This window comes from Mesorhizobium sp. WSM1497, assembly GCF_001672455.2.
GTDB classification, from domain to species: Bacteria; Pseudomonadota; Alphaproteobacteria; order Rhizobiales; family Rhizobiaceae; genus Mesorhizobium; species Mesorhizobium ciceri.
This window is the reverse complement of record NZ_CP021070.1, coordinates 2,917,796-2,940,650: the sequence shown is the minus strand read 5'-3', so window position 1 is coordinate 2,940,650 and position 22,855 is coordinate 2,917,796. Positions and strand designations below refer to the sequence as shown.

At 61.7% G+C, this 22,855-nt stretch carries 17 protein-coding genes and 2 pseudogenes; 16 read left to right on the top strand and 3 right to left on the bottom strand.

The genetic code is table 11. The annotated features are described in order from the left end of the window. Position 1: 1 nt before the first annotated feature. The 8 genes from A9K65_RS14160 (at position 2) to A9K65_RS14125 (ending at position 10,830) form a co-directional block, all read left to right on the top strand. Positions 2-1,081, top strand: a complete 1,080-nt coding sequence (locus tag A9K65_RS14160) for an amino acid ABC transporter permease (protein WP_064992567.1) — start codon at positions 2-4, stop codon at positions 1,079-1,081. 12 nt (positions 1,082-1,093) lie between these two features. Further along, positions 1,094-1,852, top strand: coding sequence for an amino acid ABC transporter ATP-binding protein (locus A9K65_RS14155; protein ID WP_027161621.1), 759 nt, complete (start codon positions 1,094-1,096; stop codon positions 1,850-1,852). Between the two features lie 60 nt (positions 1,853-1,912). Then, positions 1,913-3,337: an FAD-binding oxidoreductase gene (locus A9K65_RS14150; RefSeq protein ID WP_064992568.1), complete on the top strand. Its 1,425-nt coding sequence runs from the start codon at positions 1,913-1,915 to the stop codon at positions 3,335-3,337. Between the two features lie 98 nt (positions 3,338-3,435). Then, positions 3,436-5,106, top strand: a complete 1,671-nt coding sequence (locus tag A9K65_RS14145; protein ID WP_064992569.1) for a thiamine pyrophosphate-binding protein — start codon at positions 3,436-3,438, stop codon at positions 5,104-5,106. Next, on the top strand, positions 5,103-7,199 hold the full coding sequence (locus A9K65_RS14140) for a hydantoinase/oxoprolinase family protein (protein ID WP_064992570.1): 2,097 nt from the start codon (positions 5,103-5,105) through the stop codon (positions 7,197-7,199). The genes A9K65_RS14145 and A9K65_RS14140 overlap by 4 nt, the downstream gene beginning before the upstream one ends. After that, positions 7,196-8,815 carry a hydantoinase B/oxoprolinase family protein gene (locus A9K65_RS14135; protein WP_064992571.1) on the top strand — a complete coding sequence of 540 codons (1,620 nt, stop codon included), beginning with the start codon at positions 7,196-7,198 and terminating at the stop codon, positions 8,813-8,815. Before A9K65_RS14140 ends, A9K65_RS14135 begins: the two co-directional genes overlap by 4 nt. Continuing rightward, entirely contained in the window at positions 8,812-10,014 is a 1,203-nt protein-coding gene (locus tag A9K65_RS14130) for a pyridoxal phosphate-dependent aminotransferase (protein ID WP_064992572.1), read from the top strand. Before A9K65_RS14135 ends, A9K65_RS14130 begins: the two co-directional genes overlap by 4 nt. 3 nt (positions 10,015-10,017) lie before the next feature. Then, on the top strand, positions 10,018-10,830 hold the full coding sequence (locus A9K65_RS14125; protein ID WP_063168731.1) for an NAD(P)-dependent oxidoreductase: 813 nt from the start codon (positions 10,018-10,020) through the stop codon (positions 10,828-10,830). Positions 10,831-11,635: 805 nt separating this feature from the next. On the opposite strand, the gene A9K65_RS14115 is transcribed toward A9K65_RS14125, so the two are convergent. Continuing rightward, the gene (locus A9K65_RS14115; protein WP_064992573.1) at positions 11,636-12,529 is read right to left on the bottom strand and encodes a LysR family transcriptional regulator; all 894 of its coding nucleotides are present in this window, start codon (positions 12,527-12,529) and stop codon (positions 11,636-11,638) included. Between the two features lie 152 nt (positions 12,530-12,681). On the opposite strand from A9K65_RS14115, the pseudogene A9K65_RS14110 reads away from it, so the two are divergent. Then, a pseudogene (locus A9K65_RS14110) lies at positions 12,682-12,930 on the top strand (MFS transporter); the annotation flags it as partial. Positions 12,931-12,943: 13 nt separating this feature from the next. On the opposite strand, the gene A9K65_RS14105 reads toward A9K65_RS14110, so the two are convergent. After that, a protein-coding gene (locus A9K65_RS14105; protein ID WP_198327564.1) for an IS630 family transposase occupies positions 12,944-13,889 on the bottom strand; the annotation gives its coding sequence in 2 pieces (ribosomal slippage) (positions 12,944-13,549 and positions 13,551-13,889; 945 coding nt in all). A gap of 83 nt (positions 13,890-13,972) precedes the next feature. Here A9K65_RS14105 and A9K65_RS14100 point away from each other — a divergent pair. The 5 genes and pseudogenes from A9K65_RS14100 to A9K65_RS14080 form a co-directional block, all read left to right on the top strand. After that, a pseudogene (locus A9K65_RS14100) lies at positions 13,973-14,917 on the top strand (MFS transporter); the annotation flags it as partial. Next, positions 14,914-15,384 carry a cyclophilin-like fold protein gene (locus A9K65_RS14095; RefSeq protein WP_064995511.1) on the top strand — a complete coding sequence of 157 codons (471 nt, stop codon included), beginning with the start codon at positions 14,914-14,916 and terminating at the stop codon, positions 15,382-15,384. The pseudogene A9K65_RS14100 and the gene A9K65_RS14095, both read left to right, overlap by 4 nt. Positions 15,385-15,404: 20 nt before the next feature. Next, complete coding sequence (locus A9K65_RS14090) at positions 15,405-15,764, top strand: cupin domain-containing protein (protein ID WP_064995512.1); 360 nt, start codon at positions 15,405-15,407, stop codon at positions 15,762-15,764. Between the two features lie 67 nt (positions 15,765-15,831). Further along, the gene (locus tag A9K65_RS14085) at positions 15,832-16,575 is read left to right on the top strand and encodes an SDR family oxidoreductase (protein WP_064995513.1); all 744 of its coding nucleotides are present in this window, start codon (positions 15,832-15,834) and stop codon (positions 16,573-16,575) included. 47 nt (positions 16,576-16,622) lie between these two features. Further along, on the top strand, positions 16,623-17,831 hold the full coding sequence (locus A9K65_RS14080; protein ID WP_245322055.1) for an arabinose transporter: 1,209 nt from the start codon (positions 16,623-16,625) through the stop codon (positions 17,829-17,831). A 181-nt stretch (positions 17,832-18,012) separates the two neighbouring features. On the opposite strand, the gene A9K65_RS14075 is transcribed toward A9K65_RS14080, so the two are convergent. Continuing rightward, positions 18,013-18,645, bottom strand: a complete 633-nt coding sequence (locus A9K65_RS14075) for a tyrosine-type recombinase/integrase (RefSeq protein WP_064995227.1) — start codon at positions 18,643-18,645, stop codon at positions 18,013-18,015. 409 nt (positions 18,646-19,054) lie between these two features. Between A9K65_RS14075 and A9K65_RS14070 the strand changes: the two genes are divergently transcribed. Then, entirely contained in the window at positions 19,055-21,838 is a 2,784-nt protein-coding gene (locus A9K65_RS14070) for an MFS transporter (RefSeq protein ID WP_064995228.1), read from the top strand. Beyond that, on the top strand, positions 21,835-22,839 hold the full coding sequence (locus A9K65_RS14065; protein ID WP_064995229.1) for an ABC transporter substrate-binding protein: 1,005 nt from the start codon (positions 21,835-21,837) through the stop codon (positions 22,837-22,839). The genes A9K65_RS14070 and A9K65_RS14065 overlap by 4 nt, the downstream gene beginning before the upstream one ends. Positions 22,840-22,855 lie beyond the last annotated feature (16 nt).

The window sequence follows — 22,855 nt, the reverse complement described above, 5'->3', positions numbered from 1 at the left end:
GATGGAGATGGTCATTGTCGCTCCACCCGCTCCCGGCAGGCTTGAGGATCTGAGGCGACGCTTCTTCGCGACGCCGCTTCAGGCGGTGGTGTCGCTGGCCTGTCTGACGATCATGGTCTTCCTGGTCTGGAAGCTGCTGAATTGGGCGGTTTTCTCGGCTGTCTTCACCACCAGCGGCGGGCCGGAAGCCTGCCAGGCGGCAGCGGGAGCCTGCTGGTCGGTCATCGCAGCGAGATGGCGGATCATCTTCTTCGGCCTCTATCCCTACGAGGAACAATGGCGCTCGGCGCTGGCCTGCGTCGCCGTTGTGGTGATGACGGTGCTGAGCTGTATCCCGGCGTTCTGGACGGGCCGCCGGATCGCGCTGGTATGGGGAGCCGGAACAGGCCTTTTCTACGTATTGATGAAAGGCGGCGTGCTTGGCCTTGCCCATGTCGGCGAGGAAGCCTGGGGCGGGCTGGCGCTGACCCTGTTCATCTTCGTGACCACCTGCCTGATCGGTTTCCCCTTGGCGATCTGCCTGGCCTTGCTGCGCCGGTCGGAGCTGCCCTGGATTTCGCGGACCACCGGCCTCATCATCGACGGGGTCCGGTCGCTTCCGCTGATATCGATCCTCTTCACCTTTGCAGTGGTTCTGCCGTTCGCGCTGCCGCAATGGCTGCAGGGCGACAAGCTTTACCGCGTGATCCTAGGCTCCGCTCTGTTCTTCTCCGCCTATCAGGCTGAGATCGTGAGAGGCGGCATGCAGGGCGTTGCGACAGGACAGGAGGAGGCTGCCATGGCGCTCGGCATGCGCTACTGGCAACGCATCAGCCGCATCCTCCTGCCTCAGGCAATGCGCAACGCGATGCCGGCCACGATCAACCAGTTCGTCATCTCGTTCAAGGAGACCTCGCTGGTGGTCATCGTCGGTTTCTTCGAGATCCTGGCTTCCGGCAATGCCGCCTATGGCACCGGCGAATGGCGCTTCGCCTATGTCGAAGTCTATGCCTTCATCGCCTTCATCTACTTCATCTTCGTCTTCAGCCTATCCCGCTATGGCGCCTTTCTCGAGCGCCGCATGTCGGTCAGCGAACGGTAAGGAGGCGTGCAGGTGATCTCAACCAATTCGACCGGTGAGCCAGCGCTCCGCATCGAAAACCTCGACAAATACTACGGCACGTTCCAAGCACTGCGCGGGATAAACCTTTCCGTACAACGGGGCGAAAAAATCGTCGTCTGCGGACCCTCCGGCTCCGGCAAATCGACGATGATCCGCTGCATCAACCGCCTCGAACAGCACAATGGCGGCCGCATCGCGGTGCTCGGGACCGAGCTCAACGACGATGTCGGCAATATCGACGAGATCAGGCGTGAAGTCGGCATGGTGTTCCAGCACTTCAACCTGTTCCCGCACATGACGGTGCTGGAGAACTGCATGATCTCCCCGATGATCGTGCGCAAGCAGCCGCGGGCGCAAGCCGAGGCAACCGCCCGCCACTACCTGGAGAAGGTGCGCATTCCCGAGCAGGCCATGAAATATCCCAGCCAATTGTCCGGCGGTCAGCAGCAGCGCGTCGCCATTGCACGCGCTCTTTGCATGCAGCCGCAGATCATGCTGTTCGACGAACCGACCTCGGCGCTCGATCCGGAAATGGTTTCCGAAGTGCTTGACGTCATGGTCACGCTTGCCTCGGAAGGCATGACGATGATCTGCGTGACGCATGAGATGGGCTTTGCGCGTCGCGTGGCGGACCGGGTGCTTTTCATGGACGGCGGCGAGATCCTCGAAGAAGCGCCTCCGGACGAGTTCTTCACCTCTTCCCGCAACGAGCGCACTCGACAATTCCTGTCGCAGGTGCTGGGTCATTGATTGGAAGCAACGATCCGGGACGTGTCGGACGGCACGCCCTCAGCTAACTCGGGTAAATCAATGACCGATCCCGCCACCGCGCTGCACGAGGTTCTCGGGCCGAAAGGCTGGCTTTCGGGCCGGGATGCCGAGCCCTACCGGCGCGATTGGCTCAATCGCTACGGCGTCGCACCTCTGGGCGTTGCCAGGCCCGCGAATACGCCGGAGGTTGCCAGTGTCGTCAAGCTATGTCGCGAGGCAGGGCTGGCGGTGGTGCCACAGGGCGGGAACACCGGGCTTTGCGGCGCCGCCGTCGCCGAGCAGCCGAATGCGGTGATCGTCTCGCTGTCACGCATGACGGCGATCGGGAAGCCGGATCTGGACAGCGGATCGATCGTCGTCGAGGCGGGTGTCGTGCTGGCAACGCTGCACGAGGCGCTGGAACCGAATGGCCTGATGTTTCCAATGCGTCTGGGCGCAGAAGGCAGCGCCAGGATCGGCGGCCTGATCGGCACCAATGCGGGCGGCAGCCAGGCTTTCCGATACGGCATGATGCAGGATCTCGCCCTGGGTCTCGAAGTCGTGACGCCTGATGGCGGGATTTGGGACGGACTGCGCGCGGTGCAGAAGGACAATGCCGGCTATCAACTGCGCAAGCTGTTCTGTGGCGCTGAGGGCACGCTCGGCATCGTCACGCGCGCGATCCTGCGGCTCTACCCCAAGCCTCGGCAGCAAGCGAGCGCCCTTCTGGTCCTGCCCGGCTTTGCAGCCGCCGTTTCGTTCGGCGCCTTCCTGCGCGGCGAGGCCGGGGAATTCCTGACTGGCCTCGAGTTCTTCTCCGATGTGGGCCTGCGATTGGCGCTCAAGCACGTGCCCGACCTTGCCTACCAACTGGAGACACGGGGCGACGTCTATCTGCTGGTCGAACTGGCATCGGGGTCGTCACGCGTTCCCCTGGACGAGATCCTGGCTTCGGCTCTGGAATGGGGCATGGAACAGAGCCTGGTTAGCGACGGCGCGCTGGCGGCGACAGGTGCGCATCGGGCACAATTCTGGCGGCTGCGCGAGGAGCAACCGGAGGGACAAAGGCTGGAAGGCGAGCAACTCAAGCACGACATCTCCGTCCCTCCAGGTGCAATCGCCCGTTTCGTCGAGGCTGGCGCGAAGATCTGCGGCGGCATTCTTCCCGGTGTGCGGATAAACCCGTTCGGGCACCTCGGCGACGGAAACATCCATTACAATTTGTCTCCGCCGGAAGGTCGTGCCGATTTCGACGGCAAGGCCGAGCTGTTCGCAGAGGCGCTGTCATCTCTTGCCACTCAGATGGGCGGCAGCTTTGCCGCCGAGCATGGGCTTGGCCGGGCAAAGGTGGTCATGGCCGACCGCAATCGCGGCCTGGTGGAGCGAGAGCTCATGGCGCGGCTCAAAGGCGCGTTCGATCCGCTGGGCACGATGAACCCGGACGTCCTGGTGCGCGCCTCTCGGGAAAGAAAAACTTTCGAATAGACGGCATTTCTTGGTTTCGTCTCGATGCGCCAGCGTGCACGTATGAATCCGAAAGGCAGGCTCGATCCGCTTGCCGCCTGAATGAAGGATGTCGCAGCATGATCCGCAATGGCGGTCGCCTTCTTGTCGAATGCCTGATCGCGCTCGGCGCGACCAAGAGTTTCGGTGTGCCGGGCGAAAGCTATCTGGCCGTGCTGGACGCGCTGCACGACACTCGTGGAAAGCTGGACTACGTGCTGTGCCGCAACGAGGGCGGCGCGGCATTCATGGCCTCGGCCTATGGCAAGCTGACGGGTTCGCCGGGCATCTGCTTCGTGACGCGCGGACCGGGTGTCGCCAATGCGTCCATCGGCGTGCACACGGCGATGCAGGACAGTTCGCCGATGATCCTGTTCGTCGGCCAGGTCGGCACCGACATGCGCGGCCGCGAAGCGTTTCAGGAAATCGACTACCGCGCGGTGTTCGGCACGATGGCGAAATGGGCGGTGGAGATCGACGCTGTCGAGCGCCTGCCGGAAATCATTGCCCGGGCCTGGACCACGGCGCTCACCGGGCGGCCCGGCCCGGTGGTGATCGCCCTGCCCGAGAACATGCTGACCACGCCGACCGATGTCGCGGCGCTCAGCGGGCCTGCCAGGGTGTTCGAGGCCGCGGCCGATGCCGATGCGCTGGCCGAGGCCCGGTCCATGCTGGCCGCCTCCAGCAGACCGGTCATCCTGATCGGCGGTGCCAACTGGTCAGCTGACGGGCGTGCCGTGCTCCAGGCTTTCGCCGAAACCTCCGACATTCCGGTGGTCGCGGCGTTCCGTTTCCAGGATCAGTTCGACAATGGCTCACCGGTCTTCGTCGGCGAGGCCGGTGTCGGCATGGTCCCGCATGTCAAGAAGCTGATCCGGGACGCCGATGTGATCCTGGCGATCAATGTGCGCTTCGGCGAGATGACCACGGATGGCTACACGCTGCTGTCCGTGCCCGAGCCGAAGCAGAAGCTGATCCATGTCCATGCTTCGGATCGCGAGATCGGCAAGATCTATGTGCCGGCGCTTGGCATCCATGCCGGGCCGAACGCCTTCGCCAAGGCGCTCTCGCCGGTCAAGGGCGACTGGGCCGCGTGGCGGTCGCAGGCACGCCAAAGCTATGAGGGCACGTTCACCGCGCCTGCCCAGCCGGGCCCGGTCGACATGGTCGAAGTCAGCCACTGGCTGCGCGAAACGCTGCCCGACGACGTCATCCTGACCAACGGCGCCGGCAATTTCACCGTGTGGCCAAACAAGTTCTTCAGGTTCGGGCAGAAGGCGCGGCTGCTTGCACCGCAATCCGGCGCCATGGGCTACGGCCTGCCGGCGGCCATCGCGGCCAAAGTGGCCTTTCCCTCACGCACGGTGGTCTGCTTTGCCGGTGACGGCGATTTCCAGATGAACTGCCAGGAGTTGGGGACGGCGATGCAGGCCGGGGCGCAGCCGATCGTCCTCATCCTGAACAACGGCATCTACGGGACCATCCGCGCGCATCAGGAGCGGCACTATCCGGCGCGCGTGTCGGGAACGAACATCGAGAACCCGGATTTTGTCGGCATCGCCCGGGCCTATGGCTTCCACGCCGAGCGGGTCGGCGCGACGGGGGAGTTCGCCGGCGCTTTCGGCAGGGCGCTGGCATCCCCGACCGGCGCGGTCCTGGAGCTGGATATTTCCCCGGAGGCGATCACGCCGCGTCAAACCCTTTCCCAAATGCGCGACGCAGCGCTCGCTTCGCATAAGGCCAACGCATGACCAGTACGGCAAATGACATCCGTCTCGGCGCGGATATCGGCGGCACGTTCACCGATATTGTGGTCGATGTGCGCGGCACGATCTTTTCCACCAAGATCCTGACCAACTATGCCGCCCCCGAACAGGCTATCCTCGACGGGATCGAGATCGTCGTGCGCGACGCCGGCATTACGCTGGCGGACCTCGACATCGTCATTCACGGCACCACGCTGGCGACCAACGCGCTCATCGAACGGCGTGGCGCCAAGACGGCATTGGTCACCACCGAAGGGTTTCGCGATGTCATCGAGATGCGCACGGAAAACCGGTTCGAACAGTATGATCTGAACCTGAAGCTGCCGCCGCCGCTGATCCCGCGCGAGCATCGCTATACGGTCAAGGGGCGCATCGGCGCGGACGGAAAGGAATTGCAGCCGCTGGACGAAGCAGCGCTCGACGAGATCGCCGACAGCATCGCCGCGGGCGGCTTCGGCGCCGTCGCCATCGGCTTCATCCATTCCTACATGAACCCGGTGCATGAGCAGCGGGCACGCGCGATCCTCGCCAGAAAGCTGGACATACCGATTTCCATCAGCGCTGAGGTCTCGCCGCAGATGCGCGAGTTCGAACGCTTCAACACGGTTTGCGCCAATGCCTATGTCCGGCCGCAGATGGCCGACTATCTGGTGCGCCTCCAGGTGCGGCTGAAGGAGATGGGGGCGAACTGTCCGGTGTTCATGATCCACTCGGGCGGCGGACTGATCTCGGTGGAAACCGCGTCCGAATTTCCGGTGCGCCTGGTCGAGTCCGGTCCGGCCGGCGGTGCCATTTTTGCGGCCGACGTGGCGCGGCGCTTCGACCTGGACTCCGTCGTCTCCTACGACATGGGCGGAACGACCGCGAAGATCTGCCTGATCGAGGACTATTCGCCGCGCACGGCGCGGACCTTCGAGGTCGCCCGCACCTATCGCTTCTGCAAAGGCTCCGGCATGCCGATCTCGATCCCGGTCATCGAGATGATCGAGATCGGCGCCGGCGGCGGCTCGATCGCCTGGGTCGACGCCATGGGCCGCATCCAGACCGGCCCGGAAAGTGCCGGGTCCGAACCCGGTCCCGCCTGCTACGGGCGTGGCGGCAGCCGCCCAGCCATCACCGATGCCGACCTGGTGCTGGGCAAGCTCGATCCCGACAATTTCGCCGGCGGCGCCATCAGGCTCGACACGCAGGCTTCCGAGCAGGCGATCACCCGCGATGTCGGCACCCGGCTTTCGCTCAATTCCGTTTCCGCCGCTTTCGGCATCTGCGAGGTCGTCGACGAGAATATGGCCAATGCCGCCCGCGTCCACGCGGTGGAAAACGGCAAGAACATCTCCGACAATGTCATGATCGCCTTTGGCGGTGCAGCGCCCCTGCATGCGGCGCGGCTGTGCGAGAAGCTTGGCGTCGAACAGTGCCTTGTCCCGCAAGGCGCCGGCGTCGGCTCGGCCATCGGTTTCCTCAAGGCGCCGTTCGGCTACGAGGCGCTGGCTTCCAAGCTGATGCGGCTGTCGCGCTTCGATGCATGCGAGGTGAATGCGCTGCTCGACGGGCTGAAGACGACCGCCCAGAGCTTCGTGCGAGCCGGCACGAACAATGCCATCACCCGCGAGATCACCGCCTTCATGCGCTATGCCGGCCAGGGATGGGAAATCCCGGTGCCGCTGCCCGACAGGGCGTTCAAGCCCGGCGACGAGGTGAGCCTCAAGGACGCCTTCCGGGACAATTATGCGCGCTTCTTCGGCCGTGCCATTGATGGCCTCGACGGATTGGAAATCGAGATCGTCACCTGGTCGGTCAAGGCGCAGGACGTGCGGCCGGCGCCCGCAAGGCACGAGATCACCATGGGGACCAGGACCGTCGCCGCTTCGCAAACGCGCGAGGTTTTCGATCCGGCGACCGGAACCGTGCAGGTTTCAGCCATCATCGAACGCGCCGACCTTTCGCCAGGGGATCGCATCAGCGGTCCGGCGGTGATCGTCGAGCGTGAGACGTCGACGGTCGTCACCACTCTCTTCGATGCCGCGCTACAGAGCGACGGTTCGATCCTCCTGATCCGCAAAGGGGTCCAGGCATGAGCGACATCTTGGAAATCCGCATGCAGGTGATGTGGAATCGCCTGATTTCGGTGGTCGAGGAGCAGGCGCTGACCCTGTTGCGTACGGCCTTCTCCACGTCGGTGCGTGAATCGGGCGACCTGTCGGCCGGCGTGTTCAATCCGCGCGGCGAGATGCTGGCGCAGGCCGTGACCGGTACGCCCGGGCATGTGAACACCATGGCCGAGGCCGTGCTGCAGTTCATGAACGAGATCCCGCGCGAGGAGATGTACGAGGGCGACACCTATGTCACCAACGATCCCTGGAAAGGCACCGGCCATCTCCATGACATCACCATGGTCTCGCCCTCGTTCCTGAACGGCGAACTGGTGGCATTCTTCGCCTGCACCGCGCACGTGGTCGATGTTGGCGGACGTGGCTTCGGCGCCGATGGCAAGTCAGTCTACGAGGAAGGGATCCAGATCCCGATCATGAAGTTCGCCGAGCGCGGCAAGGTGAACCTCGATCTGGTGAAGATCCTGCGCGCCAATGTGCGCGAGCCGAACCAGGTCGTCGGCGACTTCTATTCGCTGGCCGCCTGCAACGAGGTCGGCCATCGCCGCCTGGTCGACATGATGAAGGAGATCGGCCTGGCATCGCTGGACAGGCTGGGAGAGTTCATCTTCACGCGCACGCATGACGCGACGCTGGAGCGCATCAAGGCGCTGCCGAAAGGCACCTGGTCGAACGAGTTGGTGACCGACGGCTACGATACGCCGGTCAAGCTGGTGGCAGCTGTCTCGATTGACGACGACCATTTGAATGTCGATTTCTCCGGCACCGATCCGACAAGCCGATGGGGCATCAACGTTCCGATCATCTACAGCAAGGCCTATGCCTGCTACGCCCTGAAATGCGTCGTGGCGCCGGAGATCCCGAACAATGCGGCCTCGCTTGCTCTGTTCACTATATCGTCGCCGACCAACATCCTGGACGCCCCGCGGCCGGCGCCGGTCTCCCTGCGGCACGTCATCGGCCATATGGTGCCCGATCTGGTGCTGGGCGCGCTGGCCAAGGCGCTGCCGGGCCAGATCCTTGCCGAAGGGGCGGCGGCACTGTGGAACATCCACATCTCGGTCAGGCCGGTCGCCGGGAGCGATGGACGCCGCGCCGAGGTGCTGATGTTCAATTCCGGCGGCATGGGGGCCCGCCCGACGTTGGACGGGCTGTCCGCCACCGCCTTTCCGTCCGGTGTCCATACCATGCCGATCGAGGCGACCGAGCACACCGGGCCGATCGTCATCTGGCGCAAGGAACTGCGTCCCGATTCCGGGGGCGACGGGGAATTTCGCGGCGGCCTCGGCCAGATCCTCGAAATCGCGGCCACTGAAGGCCACGAGTTCGATTTTTCCGCCATGTTCGACCGGGTCAGGCATCCAGCCAAGGGGCGCGATGGCGGCAAGGACGGGATAGCCGGCATCGTCAGGCTCGACGATGGCACGCTGATGCGCCCCAAGGGCTGGCAGCACGTTCCGGAAGGGCGTCGCCTGGTGCTGGAACTTCCTGGCGGTGGCGGCTATGGCGATCCCTCCAGGCGCAGTACGGAGGCGCGGGCACAGGACGTGTCCAGGGGCTATATTTCGGAGAAAAGCCGATGAGCTACATTTCCTCGCGCCTGTCCGTGGTCAAGCCGTCGGCTTCGATGGCCGCCTCGCAGGCGGCCAAGGCGCTACGGGCCAAAGGCGTCGACGTCATCGACCTTGGCCTTGGCGAACCTGATTTTCCGACGCCTGCCCACATCATCGAAGCGGCCTATGCAGCCGCCAAAGCGGGCCAGACCCTCTACACCGCCGCAGCCGGCTCGCCGGAAGTGCGCGAGGCCGTGGCCGGGAAGTTCAGGCGCGAGAACGGACTGGACTACACGGCCGACGACATCGTCGTGGCCAACGGCGCCAAGCAGATCATCTTCAACGCGCTGATGGCGACGCTGGAACCCGGTGACGAGGCCATCCTGCCCGCGCCCTATTTCGTCTCCTATCCTGAGATGGTGAAGCTGCTAGGCGGCACGCCCGTCACGGTCGAATGCAGGGAAAGCGGCGGCTTCAGGCTGACGCCCGAACTCTTGGAAAAGGCGATCGGGCCGAGAACCAAGTGGCTGTTCCTGAACATGCCCGGCAATCCATCCGGAGCGGTCTACTCGGCCGACGATCTCAAGGCGCTTGGCGCTGTCCTTGCCAGGCATCCGCAGGCGCTCATCCTGTCGGACGAGATCTATGAGCACATCATTTTCGATAACCGCGAATTCGTATCCTTCGGCAAGGCCTGCCCTGACCTCAAGGACCGAAGCCTCATCGTCAACGGCGTGGCCAAGGCCTATGCGATGACCGGCTGGCGTGTCGGTTATGCAGCCGGCCCGGCACCACTCGTCAAGGCGATGTCGATCATCCAGAGCCAGTCGGTCACTTCGGTCTGCTCGATTGCCCAGGCGGCGACGGTCGCCGCACTGAACGGCCCGCAGGACGAGGTGGCTCGTTTCCGCGATGCATTCGAGGCGCGCAGGAACCTGGTCGTCGATGGCATAAGGCGCATAAACGGCCTGACGCTGCCGCCGCCGGAAGGCGCATTCTATGCCTATATCGGTTGCGCCAGCCTGATCGGCCGCAGGACCCCAAAAGGCGTCATGCTGGAGGACGATACGGCGGTGGCGACCTATCTTCTGAACGAAGGCCGCGTGGCCTCGGTGCCGGGCACTGCCTACGGACTTTCACCCTATTTTCGTATCTCCACCGCCACCAGCGAGGAGGTGCTTGCCGAGGCTATCGCGCGGATCAACGCCGCCGTCGCGCAAGTGGAGTAGACCATGCCGCATTACGAACGCATCCTGATCACCGGCGCCGCCGGCCGGCTTGGCTCGGAACTGCGAAAGGGGCTGGTGCCGCTGGCAAAAACGATCCGCCTGGCAGGTCGCGAACCGTTCGGCGATCTTGCTCCTCACGAGGAAGAAGCGGTCTTCGATCTCGCCGACATGGAGGCTACACTTGCGGCCACCAAGGACTGCGACGCGATCGTGCATTTCGGCGGTGCGCCGCTTGAATGCGAATGGCAAACGATCCTGGATTCCAGCATTCGCGGATCCTACCACATCTACGAAGGCGCCCGGAAGCACGGCGTGAAGCGGGTTATCTATGCTTCCTCGGTGCATGCCATCGGCTATCATGAAGTCGAAGCCCATATCGGCGTCGATGCGCCGGTGCGCCCCGACAGCCTCTACGGCGTGTCGAAGAATTTCGTCGAAAGCCTGAGCCGGCTCTACTGGGACAAGTTCGGCATTGAGACGGCTTGCCTGCGTATCTTCTCGTCCTTTCCCGAACCGGCCGACCGACGCATGCTGTGGTCGTATCTTTCCTTCGCCGACTGCGTTCGTCTGGTCGAAGCAGCACTGACGGCGCCGCGCGTCGGGCACACAATCTCGTTCGGCATATCCGACAACAAGCTGAAAATGGTCGACAACAGCGGCGCCAACCATCTGGGGTTCATCCCGCAAGACAGCGCCGAGCCATTCCGCGCAGCGGTCGAGGCGAAGACGCAGATTCCGGATCCCAAGGCGCCATCGGTGAAGTATCTGGGCGGGTGGTTCTGCGAGCTTGGCCATCCGGACGACAAGCGGGCGTAACTATCAAAAACCAATCCGCTAGATGGCGAAGACGAAACATCCACCAACACCCCTACGGCTCCCTGCAATTCACGACCACAGCCGAATAATGATCATGAAGCGCTTCCGGGACGTTCAGGCCAGGGCGACACCGGCGATCGTGCAAGACCGTAGGCTCCGGCGATCACCCCCATGCCTCCGGTGTGCTTCTGGGGTTCGGTGCCGTCTGCCATGTATGTAGGCTTACGCGATCACCTGTTCTGGTGCAGGATCGTCTCGGCCGCAATGAAGCCCCAGGTTCCCGGCAGGGATTCGCATCTGGAAGAAGAATCCCGAGTCTTTGCGCCATAGATACGTCGCCCGCTCCAGGTGTGCGTTTCTGGATAAAGGGCGATAATTACACAATCTAATAAAAGACTTAGGTAATGGTGGGCCCGGAGGGTCAGCGTTTTCTATACAAAATCAATATGTTAGCGGTTGGTTCGCCAACCCATATCTCTCGTATGATCTCGTATGGTCTGGCGAACCGAAGGATCAAGTGGAGGACTAATTTTCCATGCACGCGGTGTTTCTTTCATTTCACAAAAGGGTCGAGAACCCGTGTTGACCATAGGGTGGGAGCGCGGCTGTTTTTGGGCCGGGAGCGGACTGTCCGGTGTCAGGGCGAAAGTTCCTGGAGCAGCCATCGCAAACAACCTCAAAGTTGGCTGGATGATGATCGTTGCTGTCGCAAGATCTGAACGGTGAAGACCTCCGCGATCTGCGGTGGAACGTCGCCACCCGCACCGTCCCCTCACAACCCAGCGCAAGGAGTGGCTTGGCTGGGTCAGACGCGATGGCGGAGCGCCTCGACGAGCACCGCCATCGCAGGCGAGAGCTGCCGTCTGCTCGGGTAATAAAGGTGATAGCCCGCAAATGGCGGACTCCAATCGTCAAGCACGAGCCTAAGCCGTCCCTTGGCAATGTGCTGGCTCACCAGATTTTCCGGAACATAGGCGATCCCGCAGCCGCGCATCGCAGCCTCGATCATGGGTATGGACGAATTGAAGGTGAGTTGTCCTTCCACCCGCACACGAAGGTCGCGGCCATCCCTGGCGAATTCCCAGGCATACAATCCGCCGAACGTCGTCTGCCGCATGTTTATGCAGTCGTGATCGACCAGATCCTGAGGCGCGGTCGGAACCGGATGGCGGGAAAAGTACTCCGGCGAAGCCACGGCCACGAGCCTCCAGTCCGGACCGATTCTCACTGCGATCATATCCCTGTCGATGCTCTCGCCGAGCCGCACGCCTGCGTCGAAGCGCTCCTCCACAATGTTCCTCATGCCGTTGTCGCTATAGAGCTCGACGCGCACGTCGGGATAGTCGCTGAGCACGGGCTGCAGCTTCGGCCAGACGGTTGTCTGAAGCGCATGGTCGGACAGCGTGATGCGGACCGTTCCGGAGGGTTTGTCGCGAAAGGCCACCAGGCTTGCAAGGTCGGCTTCGATTTCCTCGAAGCGAGGAACAAGGGATTGGAAAAGCCGCTCGCCGGCCTCCGTCGGGGCGACGCTCCGTGTCGTGCGAGTCAGCAGGCGGACGCCAAGACGAGCTTCCAGCTCCTTGATCGTCGAGCTCAGGGTCGACTGCGAGGTTCCGAGTTTGGCTGCCGCCTTGGTGAAGCTGCGCTCCCGGGCGACCGCCACGAACCATAGCAGATCCTTCATGCCATCGCGCTGCATAGGTCACCTCTCCTGACGAGCATTTATATCATGAATGGATAAGTTCATGCGAATTACTCAGTCTAATAGAATGGGTTCCGCATCGATATATTCCGGCATGGCGACGGGGGTGGCGGCTGATCCGCCCCGGTCGCCTTGCAAGGATGCCAATTATGGAAACGACCTACGACACGAGATTCGTCGAAGCCCGCTCCGCATGGGGCGCGGTGCTTTCGATGTCGCTGTGCGTCTTCGTGCTTATCGCGTCGGAATTCATGCCAGTCAGCCTGCTCTCCCCGATCGCGGCCGGTCTCGGTATCACCGCGGGCCGCGCCGGACAGGCGATCTCGATCTCGGGTGCTTTCGCCGTCGTGACCAGCTTGCTGGTCGCCGGCCTCACGCGCCGGACCGATCGCCGGCTAGAGCGGTTCGCATTTAGGTTGACTTATAGCCAGCGCTTTCGATGTAGTTGTTGCATTCGTTTGGGCTGACCTGGTCGAGGGTGTGGGCGATGGCGTTGTGTACGGCCTCGATGCTTCGTTTGGCGGCACGTCGCATGCAGTGCTTGAGCTTGGCGAACAGTTTCTCGATTGGGTTGAGATCTGGACTGTAGGGCGGCAGGAAGAAGAGCCGCGCCCCAGCAGCTCTGACGATGTCGCGGACGGCTTGGCCCTTGTGGGAACCGAGATTGTCGAGAATGACGATGTCCCCCGGCTTCAGGGTTTTGATGAGTTCGGTTTCGACATAGGCACGGAAGGCTTGCGCATTGATGGGACCGTCAATGACCCACGGCGCCTCTACCCGGTCATGGCGAAGTGCTGCGATGAAGGTCATCGTCTTCCAATGGCCATGTGGCGTGTGGGCCATCAGCCGCTTGCCACGCACACCCCAGCCGCGCGATGGCGCCATGTTGGTCTTGACCCATGTCTCATCCAGGAAGACCAGGCGCGTAGGGTCAATGCGGGTCTGGTAGCGCATCCATTGCGCTCGCCGGCGCATCAGCTTTGGCTTGAGCTGCTCGGCCGGCAGAATGGTTTTTTTTAAAACTCTTGCCCTCGCGATGCAGGAAGCGCCCGACGCTCGCAGGGTGGATGGTAAGACCACGTTCAGCCAGTGCCGCCGTCAATTGATGAAGCGTCACGTTGGCATCTCGCTCAACCTCGCCCAGAACGAAAGCACGGTGCTCCCCATCGATCAGATAGGGCCGGTGACCGCCCATCTTGCCGGGTGCCGCACTGCCAAGGCGACGCTTGCGCGCCGCCCACTTGATTACGCTCGACACCGCCACCTTCAGCGCCGCAGCCACCTCGCGGCTCGTTTCACCCTCTTCAAGGCGGGCAAGCGCCCGCTCCCGAAGATCCATCGAATAAGGCTTCGCCATATTTTCCGACCTCCAACGGTCAGAACATCGAATCTGATTTGCTCAACCTTGGGAATCCCGATTCAGCCATAACGCGAACCGCTCTAGTCGTCACCGGCTTTACCCTTCTCCTCATCATCTCAGGGCTAGCTGTCACCTTTGCGCCGAATTACGCGTTTCTCATGGTTGGCCGTGCGCTGCTCGGAATCGCGATCGGCGGCTTCTGGTCGATGTCGACCGCGATCGTCATGCGCCTGATGCCGCAAGACATGGTTCCAAAGGGCCTCGCCATGCTGAACGCTGGCAATGCCATTGCCGCCACGATTGCCGCACCGGTGGGTAGCTTTCTTGGAGCCTATATCGGCTGGCGCGGCGCTTTCTTTCTCGTCGTGCCGCTCGGGCTGCTGGCTTTGGTCTGGCAGTGGACCAGCCTGCCGGCGCTGCCCCCGCGCCGGAGGAAGCGTCCAGGCAATCCGCTGGCGCTGCTGGGACGTCTTCCAGTCGCCATCGGCATGGCGTCGATCATGATGCTGTTCATGGGCCAGTTCGCGCTTTTCACCTATCTGCGCCCCGTCCTCGAGAGCGTCACCCGACTCGACATCGCCTCGCTTTCGGCGATCCTGCTGGGGATGGGGCTGGCGGGGGTCCTCGGTACCTGGTGCGTCGGCCGGCTTTTGCGGACACGCCTGTTCGGCATTCTCATAGTCATCCCACTGGTCATGGCCGCGTTGGCAGTTGCGCTGATCGCGTTCGGCACGCTGCCGGTTCCTACAGGGCTGCTGCTCGTTGCCTGGGGCTTTTTCGGCACCGCCGCGCCCGTTGGCTGGGGCACGTGGCTCAGCCGCACGTTGCCGGACGACGCGGAGGCCGGCGGCGGGCTGCAGGTCGCCGTCATCCAGCTTGCCATCACCGGAGGCGCCGCCATCGGCGGCACGCTCTTCGATACGGTCGGCTGGTGGGGAGCGTTCACTTTTGGCTCGGTGTTGCTCTGTGGATCGGGGCTCGCCGCCTTCGCCGCTTCGCATACGGCCCGGAGATCCTCGCAATGACCATCGAGCATGCGACGCTCAGCCGCCGGACATTGCTCGGCGCCGCGCTCGCGGTGGCGGCCCTGCCGCGCGCAGCCGCCAGCCAAGAGGGCAAGGCCCCAGCCAGCCAGGAGCCCACCGACATGAAGATAAGGATGACTTTTAACGGCCGCACCATGACTGCCACGCTCTACGACAATCCGTCGGCGCGCGACTTCTTCTCCATGCTGCCGCTGGACCTCAACATTGAGGACTATGCGCATAACGAGAAGATCGCCTATCTGCCGCGCAAGCTGACGGAGGATGGCAGCGGTCCGTTCGCCAACGAGCAGCCCTATGACCTCTGCTATTTCATGCCCTGGGGCAACCTGGCCATGTTCTACGAGGACTACCGCCATCCAGGGCTGATCAGGCTCGGCCGCTTCGACGGGGGCGAGCAGGCCCTGCATGTGCGCGGCGAGTTCTCGCTCCACATCGAACGCATCTGAGGACACAAGGGAGATCAGTTATGGACATTCTTCGCGCAGGCACGAGGCCTTCCGGCAAAGGCCCGGAGGACTGGTTCACCGGCACGGTGCGGATCGATCCGCTCTTCAACCCCTTCGACGCCGCGCGAGTCCAAGGCGCTCAGGTGACCTTCGAGCCGGGCGCCCGCACGGCCTGGCACACGCATCCGCTGGGGCAGACGCTGATCGTCGCCTCCGGCCGAGGCCGCACTCAGCGCGAGGGAGGTCCGGTCGAGGAGATTAGGCCCGGCGACGTCGTCTGGTTCGCACCGGGAGAGAAGCACTGGCATGGGGCGGCGCCCGAGACAGCTATGAGCCATATCGCGCTCCAAGAGGTTAAGGACGGCAAGGTCGTCGACTGAATGGAGCATGTGACGGACGCACAATACGGCGCCTGAGAAACCAAACCCTCAACTTTGGAGAACTGCCATGATCAAGGACAAGGTCGTAATCATCACCGGAGCATCGTCAGGCATCGGCGAGGCAACCGCGAAGCTGCTCGCGAGCAAAGGCGCCAAGGTCGTCCTTGGCGCGCGGCGCGCCGATAGGCTGAAGCAGATCGCCGACGAGATCGCTAAGGACGGCGGTCAGGCGACCTACATGGAACTGGATGTTACGAAGCAGTCGGACAATGACGCTATCGTCGAGTTGGCCCGGGAGGCGTTCGGCCGCGTCGATGTCATGTTCCTCAACGCCGGCCTCATGCCGATCTCGCCACTATCGGCACTGAAGACAAAGGACTGGCACCAGATGGTCGACGTGAACGTCAAGGGCGTCCTGAACGGCGTCGCCGCGGTGCTGCCGGAGTTCCTCGCACGCAAATCCGGACACATCATCGCCACCTCTTCGGTCGCCGGGCTCAAGGCCTACCCGAACGGCGCGGTCTACGGAGGCACGAAATGGTTCGTGCGCGACTTCATGGAAGTGCTGCGCATGGAGTCCGCCATGGAAGGGACTAACATCCGCACCGCGACCATCTATCCGGCCGCGATCAACACGGAACTGCTTGAAACAATCAGCGACGAAGGCACGGCCACCGCGATGCAGAATACCTATGACAAATACGGAATCTCGCCCAATCGGATCGCTGACGTGGTTGCGTTCGCCATCGACGCACCGGAAGACACCACGATCAACGAGTTCACGGTCGGGCCCGCCAACCAACCTTGGTGATCCGAACCGAAGCCCCGCAAGTAACGGCATCAGATTGCTTCCGACGAATGACACACCTGCCGACATCGTCAACACCATCGCGTTCGGTCGCGGTTACCCTGCTGCCAACCATGGCGGCGGTGTTGGCCGGGTTTGTTGTCATCGGCGCAGCGTTGCCTGTGCTTCCACTGCACGTCAGCCACAATCTGGGTTTCGGTAGCGCCGTTGTCGGCATGGTGGCGGGAGCGCAGTTCGCGGCGTCCCTGGTTTCACGCGTGTGGTCGGGTTCCTTTGCGGACGGGAACGGAGGGAAACGAGCCGTTCTCGTGGGCCTGGTTACGGCAGCGGCTGCCGGGCTGCTCTATCTCCTGTCCGTTGCCGTCACGCGTTCGCCCGTTCTCTCCGTCTCGATCCTCCTCGTCGGACGCGCGGTGCTCGGCGGTGCCGAGAGCTTTATCATCACAGGTGGCGTGGCCTGGGGCCTGGCGCTCGTGGATGCCGGGCATTCGGGGAAAGTCATTGCTTGGGTCGGCACTGCGATGTTTGCGGCATTGGCCTTCAGCGGAGCTTTCGGAACCATGCTGTTCACCGCCTACGGTTTCGCGGCGATAGGGCTGCTGACCACATTATTGCCGTTGCTTGTATTGGGATCGCTGATGCGAGCGCCGAACCCTCGGATACAGTTGCGGCAGAGAAAATCCGATTTGAGAGCGGTTTTTGACGCGGTATGGCTGCCAGGACTTGGTGCGGCACTCGCCAGCGTCGGCTACTGCTCAATCCTTGCCTTCAGCTCCCTTCTCTATGCCGACAATCATTGGCGACCCGTCTGGGTTGGATTTACAGCGTTTGGAGCTGCGCTAATCGTAGCGCGTGTGGTCTGCGGTCATTTGCCTGACAGGTACGGCGGTGCAAAGATCGCCCTGCTGTTCGTGCTGGTGCAGTCAGCGGGGCTTCTGCTCATCGGGTTGGCACATAGCAGTGTGCTTGCTTCTTTTGGAGCCGCGCTGGCGGGGTTAGGTTACTCGCTGGTCTACCCCGGGCTTGGCGCGGAGGCGGTTGGTGGCACATTGCCGCAAAACCGCGGTTTGGCGATGGGCATCTACACTGGCCTTTCTGGATGTAGCGATGGCTCTAGGAAGCCCAGCATTGGGGTGGGCTGCCGATCGAGCAGGTTTGAGCGTCGTGTTCTTTATCAGCGCCGGTGTCACCTTTTGTACAACCGCCATTGCTTTGCATTTAGCCTACAACGCCCATCAGGCCATCAGGCGCACGGCTAACCACCTCCGCTGAACCGGCCAAAGTATCCACAATCGCAAGTATAATACCTGCTTGCGGCGTCGCCGCGACCTCCGGAGAGTTCGCCTGAACGTCGGCTTTCAGGACATGCAACGCTGATCTCTAAGGTCCGATTTGCGGCGCAATTGTTCACGGCTCCACTCGAAGTGGAGCCGCTCTTGATCAAACCTCAGTTGCCTCGGCGAGTTCGAGAGCATCCTCTACATCGACTCCCAGATAGCGGACCGTGTTCTCGATCTTCGTATGACCAAGCAAAATCTGGATCGCTCGCAGATTTCCCGTCGCTTTGTAGATAATCGAGGCCTTGGTGCGACGCAGGGAATGGGTTCCGTATTCCTCTGGTCGAAGCCCGATCGCCTTGACCCATTCGTCGACGAGTCGGGCATACTGCCTTGTGCTCATGTGAGCCCTCGGATAGATCCTGCTCGGAAACGCGTAATCATCGACTGTCCCGCCGCGTCTTTCCAGCCATGCAAGAAGGCTGGAGCGTACGTCGCTCATCAACTCGAACTGAACAGGTCGGCCGGTTTTCTGTTGGATGACCATCGCGCGAGTTCGGATTTCCGGCCCTACAACGAGGTTGCCGATTTTGATCTTGACGAGGTCGCAGCCGCGCAACTTGCTGTCGATCGCCAAATCGAAGAGCGCTCTGTCTCGTAGACGCCGTTCCCGATCTAGAAAGAAGCGTATCGCCCATATTTGTCGAGGTTTCAGTGGGCGTTTCGTTCCGACCTTCTTGCCAGCATTCCATGCCCGGCGATCCGAGGCGGTGAGGTCGTAGCACGAGTGTCCCATTTCGTTTCTCCTTCGGCCATGATTGGCCACCGGAGAAACGCCGGTAGACGGTTGTGGGCCGGAAGCGGACTTGCGGCTTCGAGGCCTGGAATGTGCGAAGCGGACATTCAGGCACCGCGACGTGAACTGCCAATGCTGACGTTTGCTTCCTGGGCCAGGGCTCTGGCAGGAGTTGACCGACAAAGATTCCTGGTTTTGCAACCAGCGTTTCACGCTGTCTTCCTAATGTAGGCCATGCTAATGATTTAGCCGGCTTGGGGATCAGATCGATTTCAAATTTGATCGCCGGAGCTGTGCGCCGAGCTACCAAACCTCCAGTAAATGGGGCGATCCTCGCCGCCTCGGGGCGACGACGAAGCAATTGAGGGATCGGTAACACCATTGGGCCACGATAGCGGCAGGGGCACAAATGACATTTCTGGTGCGCGTTTGGCTGGCGTTGACGGTTGTACTGGGAATTGTAGTTACCATCTTGGCGGTGCTGGTTAAGCTACAGCACGAGGCGGTGTATTCGCAGCTTGTGCGGCAACGACTTTCGGTCATTGCAGCGGCGACTGCCGCCCCCTTCCGGTCCGTCTCGGAACTCGGTCTCTCGGTGGAGACGGTGCGCAATGCCCAAGAACTGCTGAACCGGGCTTGGCAGACCGACCCCGCGATTTCCAACATAGTTCTACTTGATGGAGCCGGCGGAGTTATCCTTTCTGTGCCGGATGCTGCTATTCCATTTAGCGGCCGCCAAATGGACCGCGCAATGGAAGAAGGCTCCAACAGCCAGTGGGGTCTTGAGACTGCAACCGCGCTTATCAGCGGTGCCACCATAGTGGACGAGAACGACGAGCGGGCCGCTGCGTTGGCTGTTATCTACCCGATAAACGAATTGCGGAACCACAATCGCCTTATCAGTTCGCAAATTTGGCTGTCCGCTTTGGCGCTTCTGACCGGATTCTCGGCCCTAGCTTATGCCGCACTGCGCTACCGGCTGCGCCCGGCCATCCGCAGCCTCGATGACATTGCCAGCCACGCCGAAGACGTTGCCGAAGACGACAGCACTTGGACTGCCGGCGACTTTGTCGATTTTCGAGCGACGCTCGCCGCAGGTACCGCAAAGTATCGTTTGGCAATGACAAAACTTGCTGCGCTTATTGGGACAGATCGCGCGGTAGCTCCACCTGCGGGGCCTCAGGGTGCCGACGTCATCTCGGTCCCCGATAGTCCCATGGCTGTCACGGTGTCTCGACGGCTTACAGCGCTCATTGCCCTCCTCGTGCTGGGGATAACCGTGTCGCTCGGCGCTGTCGCCTACCGCAGCATCGATGAGTCCTTTGCTCCAGAACTCGACAAGCGCACAAGGCTTATTGGCAGCATTGCCAATGATGCTATCGCCCGAACGCTTAAGGCGGGTGTGCCGCTCGACATGATGGTCGGTGGACGGGATTTCTTCACGTCCCTCCTTCGCGACTTTCCGGAAATCTCCTACTTCGCCCTGGTTACCAACCGACCCATTCTGGAGATGGGCACCCGCCCGCCCATCACCACGTCGGCGATGCTTCAGGCAGGGACTGTCGTGCCGATCGTCGTCGATAACAAGCTGGTAGCCAATGTCGTCGTCATCAAGAACGCTGGCTACCTGTCGCGTGAATTTCGCGACCTCATCCTCGACCTTCTGGTCGTCACATTGGTCACAATCCTGTTGGCAGTCGAACTGGTCTCCGTAATGACCAATCATTCCTTAACGGGGCCGTTGACCCGCCTCGACTACATCCTAAAGCTTCAGGCGGCCGGCGATTTCTCCCACCGAATCCTGGTGAGCGGGATTAGCGCCGTCGACAGGCTGGGCCAGGCCCTTTCCTTGCGTGCCGAACGGCTTGGGGCAATGATGGCAGCCGCCCGGGAGCTGCCCAACAGGACCCGTGCTGCGCAACTGGAACCGGACTTTATTATCCCGGCCGGCCGACCGCTCATCATGAGATTTTGCAGCCTAAGCGATGTGCGACTTCCGCTTTTCCTCATCGCCGCGGCGGACTCATTTTCACTATCGTTCTTTTCGCTTTATGTCCGCGATGCCGACAATCCGCTGACCTGGGTCAACCCGGGCATCGTCATCAGTTTGCCGCTCGCCGCCTATCTTACAGCCATCGTCCTTGGTTCGCCGTATGCGCGGCCGCTGTCGAAACGCTTCGGGCACCGGAATCTGTTCTTGTTTGCTTCGATCCCAGCAGCCCTCTCCAATTTTGGGTTCTTCATTTCCACCAATGTGCTGCAAATCATCTTTTTTTGTGTGTTCAGCGGCATTGGCTATGCCTTTGCTTCGCTCTCCTGCCAGGACTACGTGATCGATGCTGCGCCAAAGGAACAGCGGGCCCAAGCGCTAGGGCTTTTCCACGTGGCTATGTTCGGGGGCTTCTACGCAGGAACCGCGCTTGGGGGCGTGGTTGCCGACCGTCTCGGCGAGCGCAGCGTATTTCTGGTTTGCGCCAGCCTGATCCTGATATCAGCGGCGATGATCTTACGCATGCTGCCTCGATCTACTCGCGTTTCGGCGGTTACCGATCAGGGCGCCCGCCCCAATCTGCGGCAACTGCTTAGAGCAATGGTTGATGGTCAGTTCGCAACCCTCTTGTTTGGTATCATTTTACCCCAAACGATCCTCGACCAGGTCTTTATCTCCTATCTGCTATCGCTGCAGATGAACGCGCTAGGCGCCTCCACCGCCGATACCGGACGTCTAATGATGATCTACTTTCTCATGGTGATCCTGTCGGGGTCACTTTATGGGCGACTGCCTGCGGGCAGGATTTCGGCGGTGAGCATCACTGTTATCGGAGCATTGCTTGGCGGAGTGACCCTGCTCGCAGCGGCGGCGGTTACCAACGGCTGGACCATGGTCGTTGCCGCGATCGGCACGGGCCTTGGCTACGGCCTGGTCAGCGGGCCACAGACAGCCACCGTCATGGAACTTGCGGAAGGAAGGCTGGCCCATATCGGTTCGGAACGGGTGCTTGGCACCGTCAGAGTTATGGACCGAATTGGCAGCGTTGTGGGCCTCATCGCGATTGCCGGCGTCGCTGGGAATTTTGGCTATTCCGCCGGAATGGGCTTCATCGCCATCTTGGTGCTGGCCGGTGTTGGCACGTATTTCATCTATCACATGGCAAGCCACCGCTTGCCGACCATCGCAGGGAGGAACGCATGAAATTGGCATATCTTATATTGGCGGGGGCCTGGCTGGCTTCTTGCCTCGTTCTTCAGCCTCGGGCCGAGGCGGCGGATAAGACCGTTGTGATGATAACGTGGCTGGGGTGCGAGGATGTCTGCAAGGGCCTCAAGGACTCGCTTGAGGAAAAGAAAATTGATGTCAACTTTGTCGTCGACGATGCGGCGCAGGACAAAAGCAAACTGCCCGGCTTCGTCAAGGACGCACGCGACCGCAAGGCTGACGCGGTGGTCACGTGGGGCACCAAGACTACTCTAGGCATGGTCGGCACGTTGAAAGATCAGCAGAACAGCGACCTTCTCAATGACATCCCCGTGGTGTTCACTGTGGTGGCCGATCCGATCGGAGCGGGTATCATCGAAAGCTACGAAATGACCGGCCGCGCCAATGTGACCGGAACCCGAAACCGAGTTCCCGAAAGCGTCAACATCAAGAGCATCAGGCGCTACCTACCGGGCTTCAATCATCTGGGTCTCCTGTTCGATCGCAGCGAGCCCAATTCGGTGAAAAAGATGGAGGAGCTAAAGGCGTTATCGGAAAAGATGAAGTTTAAGTTCGACGCCTTGCCGCTGCCAGCACTTGCCGACGGCACCCCGGATCCAGCCAAGATTGCCGAGGCCACCGTCCAACTGAAGGCGGCTGGCGTCCAGTTCGTCTACTTGGGATCGAGCACCTTCCTTGAGAAAAACGCGGACGTCTTTACTGGAGCTGCCGTGGCCAATGGTCTACCGGTGCTCAGCCCATATGAGCATCTGGTCAGCGAGTCCCATGCTCTGATGTCGGTGGCCGCCCGAGACTACGACGTCGGCAAGCTTGCCGGCGAGCAGGTGGCCAAAATCCTCACGGAGGGAGGGAAGCCTGGTGACATGCCGGTCGTTGCCATTGAAAAGTTCGCCTATCTGGTGAACATGAAGGTCGCTAAGGACCTCAATCTATTTCCACCTGTCGAGTTCCTGCAATTCGTGGAGAAGGTGGAGTAAACCTTACAAACGAAGG

Bases quoted from the DNA above. Each gene is read 5' to 3' on its own strand.
- A9K65_RS14160 (WP_064992567.1), top strand. From the start codon at position 2: ATGGAGATGGTCATTGTCGCTCCACCCGCTCCCGGCAGGCTTGAGGAT.
- A9K65_RS14150 (WP_064992568.1), top strand. From the start codon at position 1,913: ATGACCGATCCCGCCACCGCGCTGCACGAGGTTCTCGGGCCGAAAGGC.
- A9K65_RS14145 (WP_064992569.1), top strand. From the start codon at position 3,436: ATGATCCGCAATGGCGGTCGCCTTCTTGTCGAATGCCTGATCGCGCTC.
- A9K65_RS14140 (WP_064992570.1), top strand. From the start codon at position 5,103: ATGACCAGTACGGCAAATGACATCCGTCTCGGCGCGGATATCGGCGGC.
- A9K65_RS14135 (WP_064992571.1), top strand. From the start codon at position 7,196: ATGAGCGACATCTTGGAAATCCGCATGCAGGTGATGTGGAATCGCCTG.
- A9K65_RS14130 (WP_064992572.1), top strand. From the start codon at position 8,812: ATGAGCTACATTTCCTCGCGCCTGTCCGTGGTCAAGCCGTCGGCTTCG.
- A9K65_RS14125 (WP_063168731.1), top strand. From the start codon at position 10,018: ATGCCGCATTACGAACGCATCCTGATCACCGGCGCCGCCGGCCGGCTT.
- A9K65_RS14115 (WP_064992573.1), bottom strand. From the start codon at position 12,529: ATGCAGCGCGATGGCATGAAGGATCTGCTATGGTTCGTGGCGGTCGCC.
- A9K65_RS14095 (WP_064995511.1), top strand. From the start codon at position 14,914: ATGACCATCGAGCATGCGACGCTCAGCCGCCGGACATTGCTCGGCGCC.
- A9K65_RS14090 (WP_064995512.1), top strand. From the start codon at position 15,405: ATGGACATTCTTCGCGCAGGCACGAGGCCTTCCGGCAAAGGCCCGGAG.
- A9K65_RS14085 (WP_064995513.1), top strand. From the start codon at position 15,832: ATGATCAAGGACAAGGTCGTAATCATCACCGGAGCATCGTCAGGCATC.
- A9K65_RS14080 (WP_245322055.1), top strand. From the start codon at position 16,623: ATGACACACCTGCCGACATCGTCAACACCATCGCGTTCGGTCGCGGTT.
- A9K65_RS14075 (WP_064995227.1), bottom strand. From the start codon at position 18,645: ATGGGACACTCGTGCTACGACCTCACCGCCTCGGATCGCCGGGCATGG.
- A9K65_RS14070 (WP_064995228.1), top strand. From the start codon at position 19,055: ATGACATTTCTGGTGCGCGTTTGGCTGGCGTTGACGGTTGTACTGGGA.
- A9K65_RS14065 (WP_064995229.1), top strand. From the start codon at position 21,835: ATGAAATTGGCATATCTTATATTGGCGGGGGCCTGGCTGGCTTCTTGC.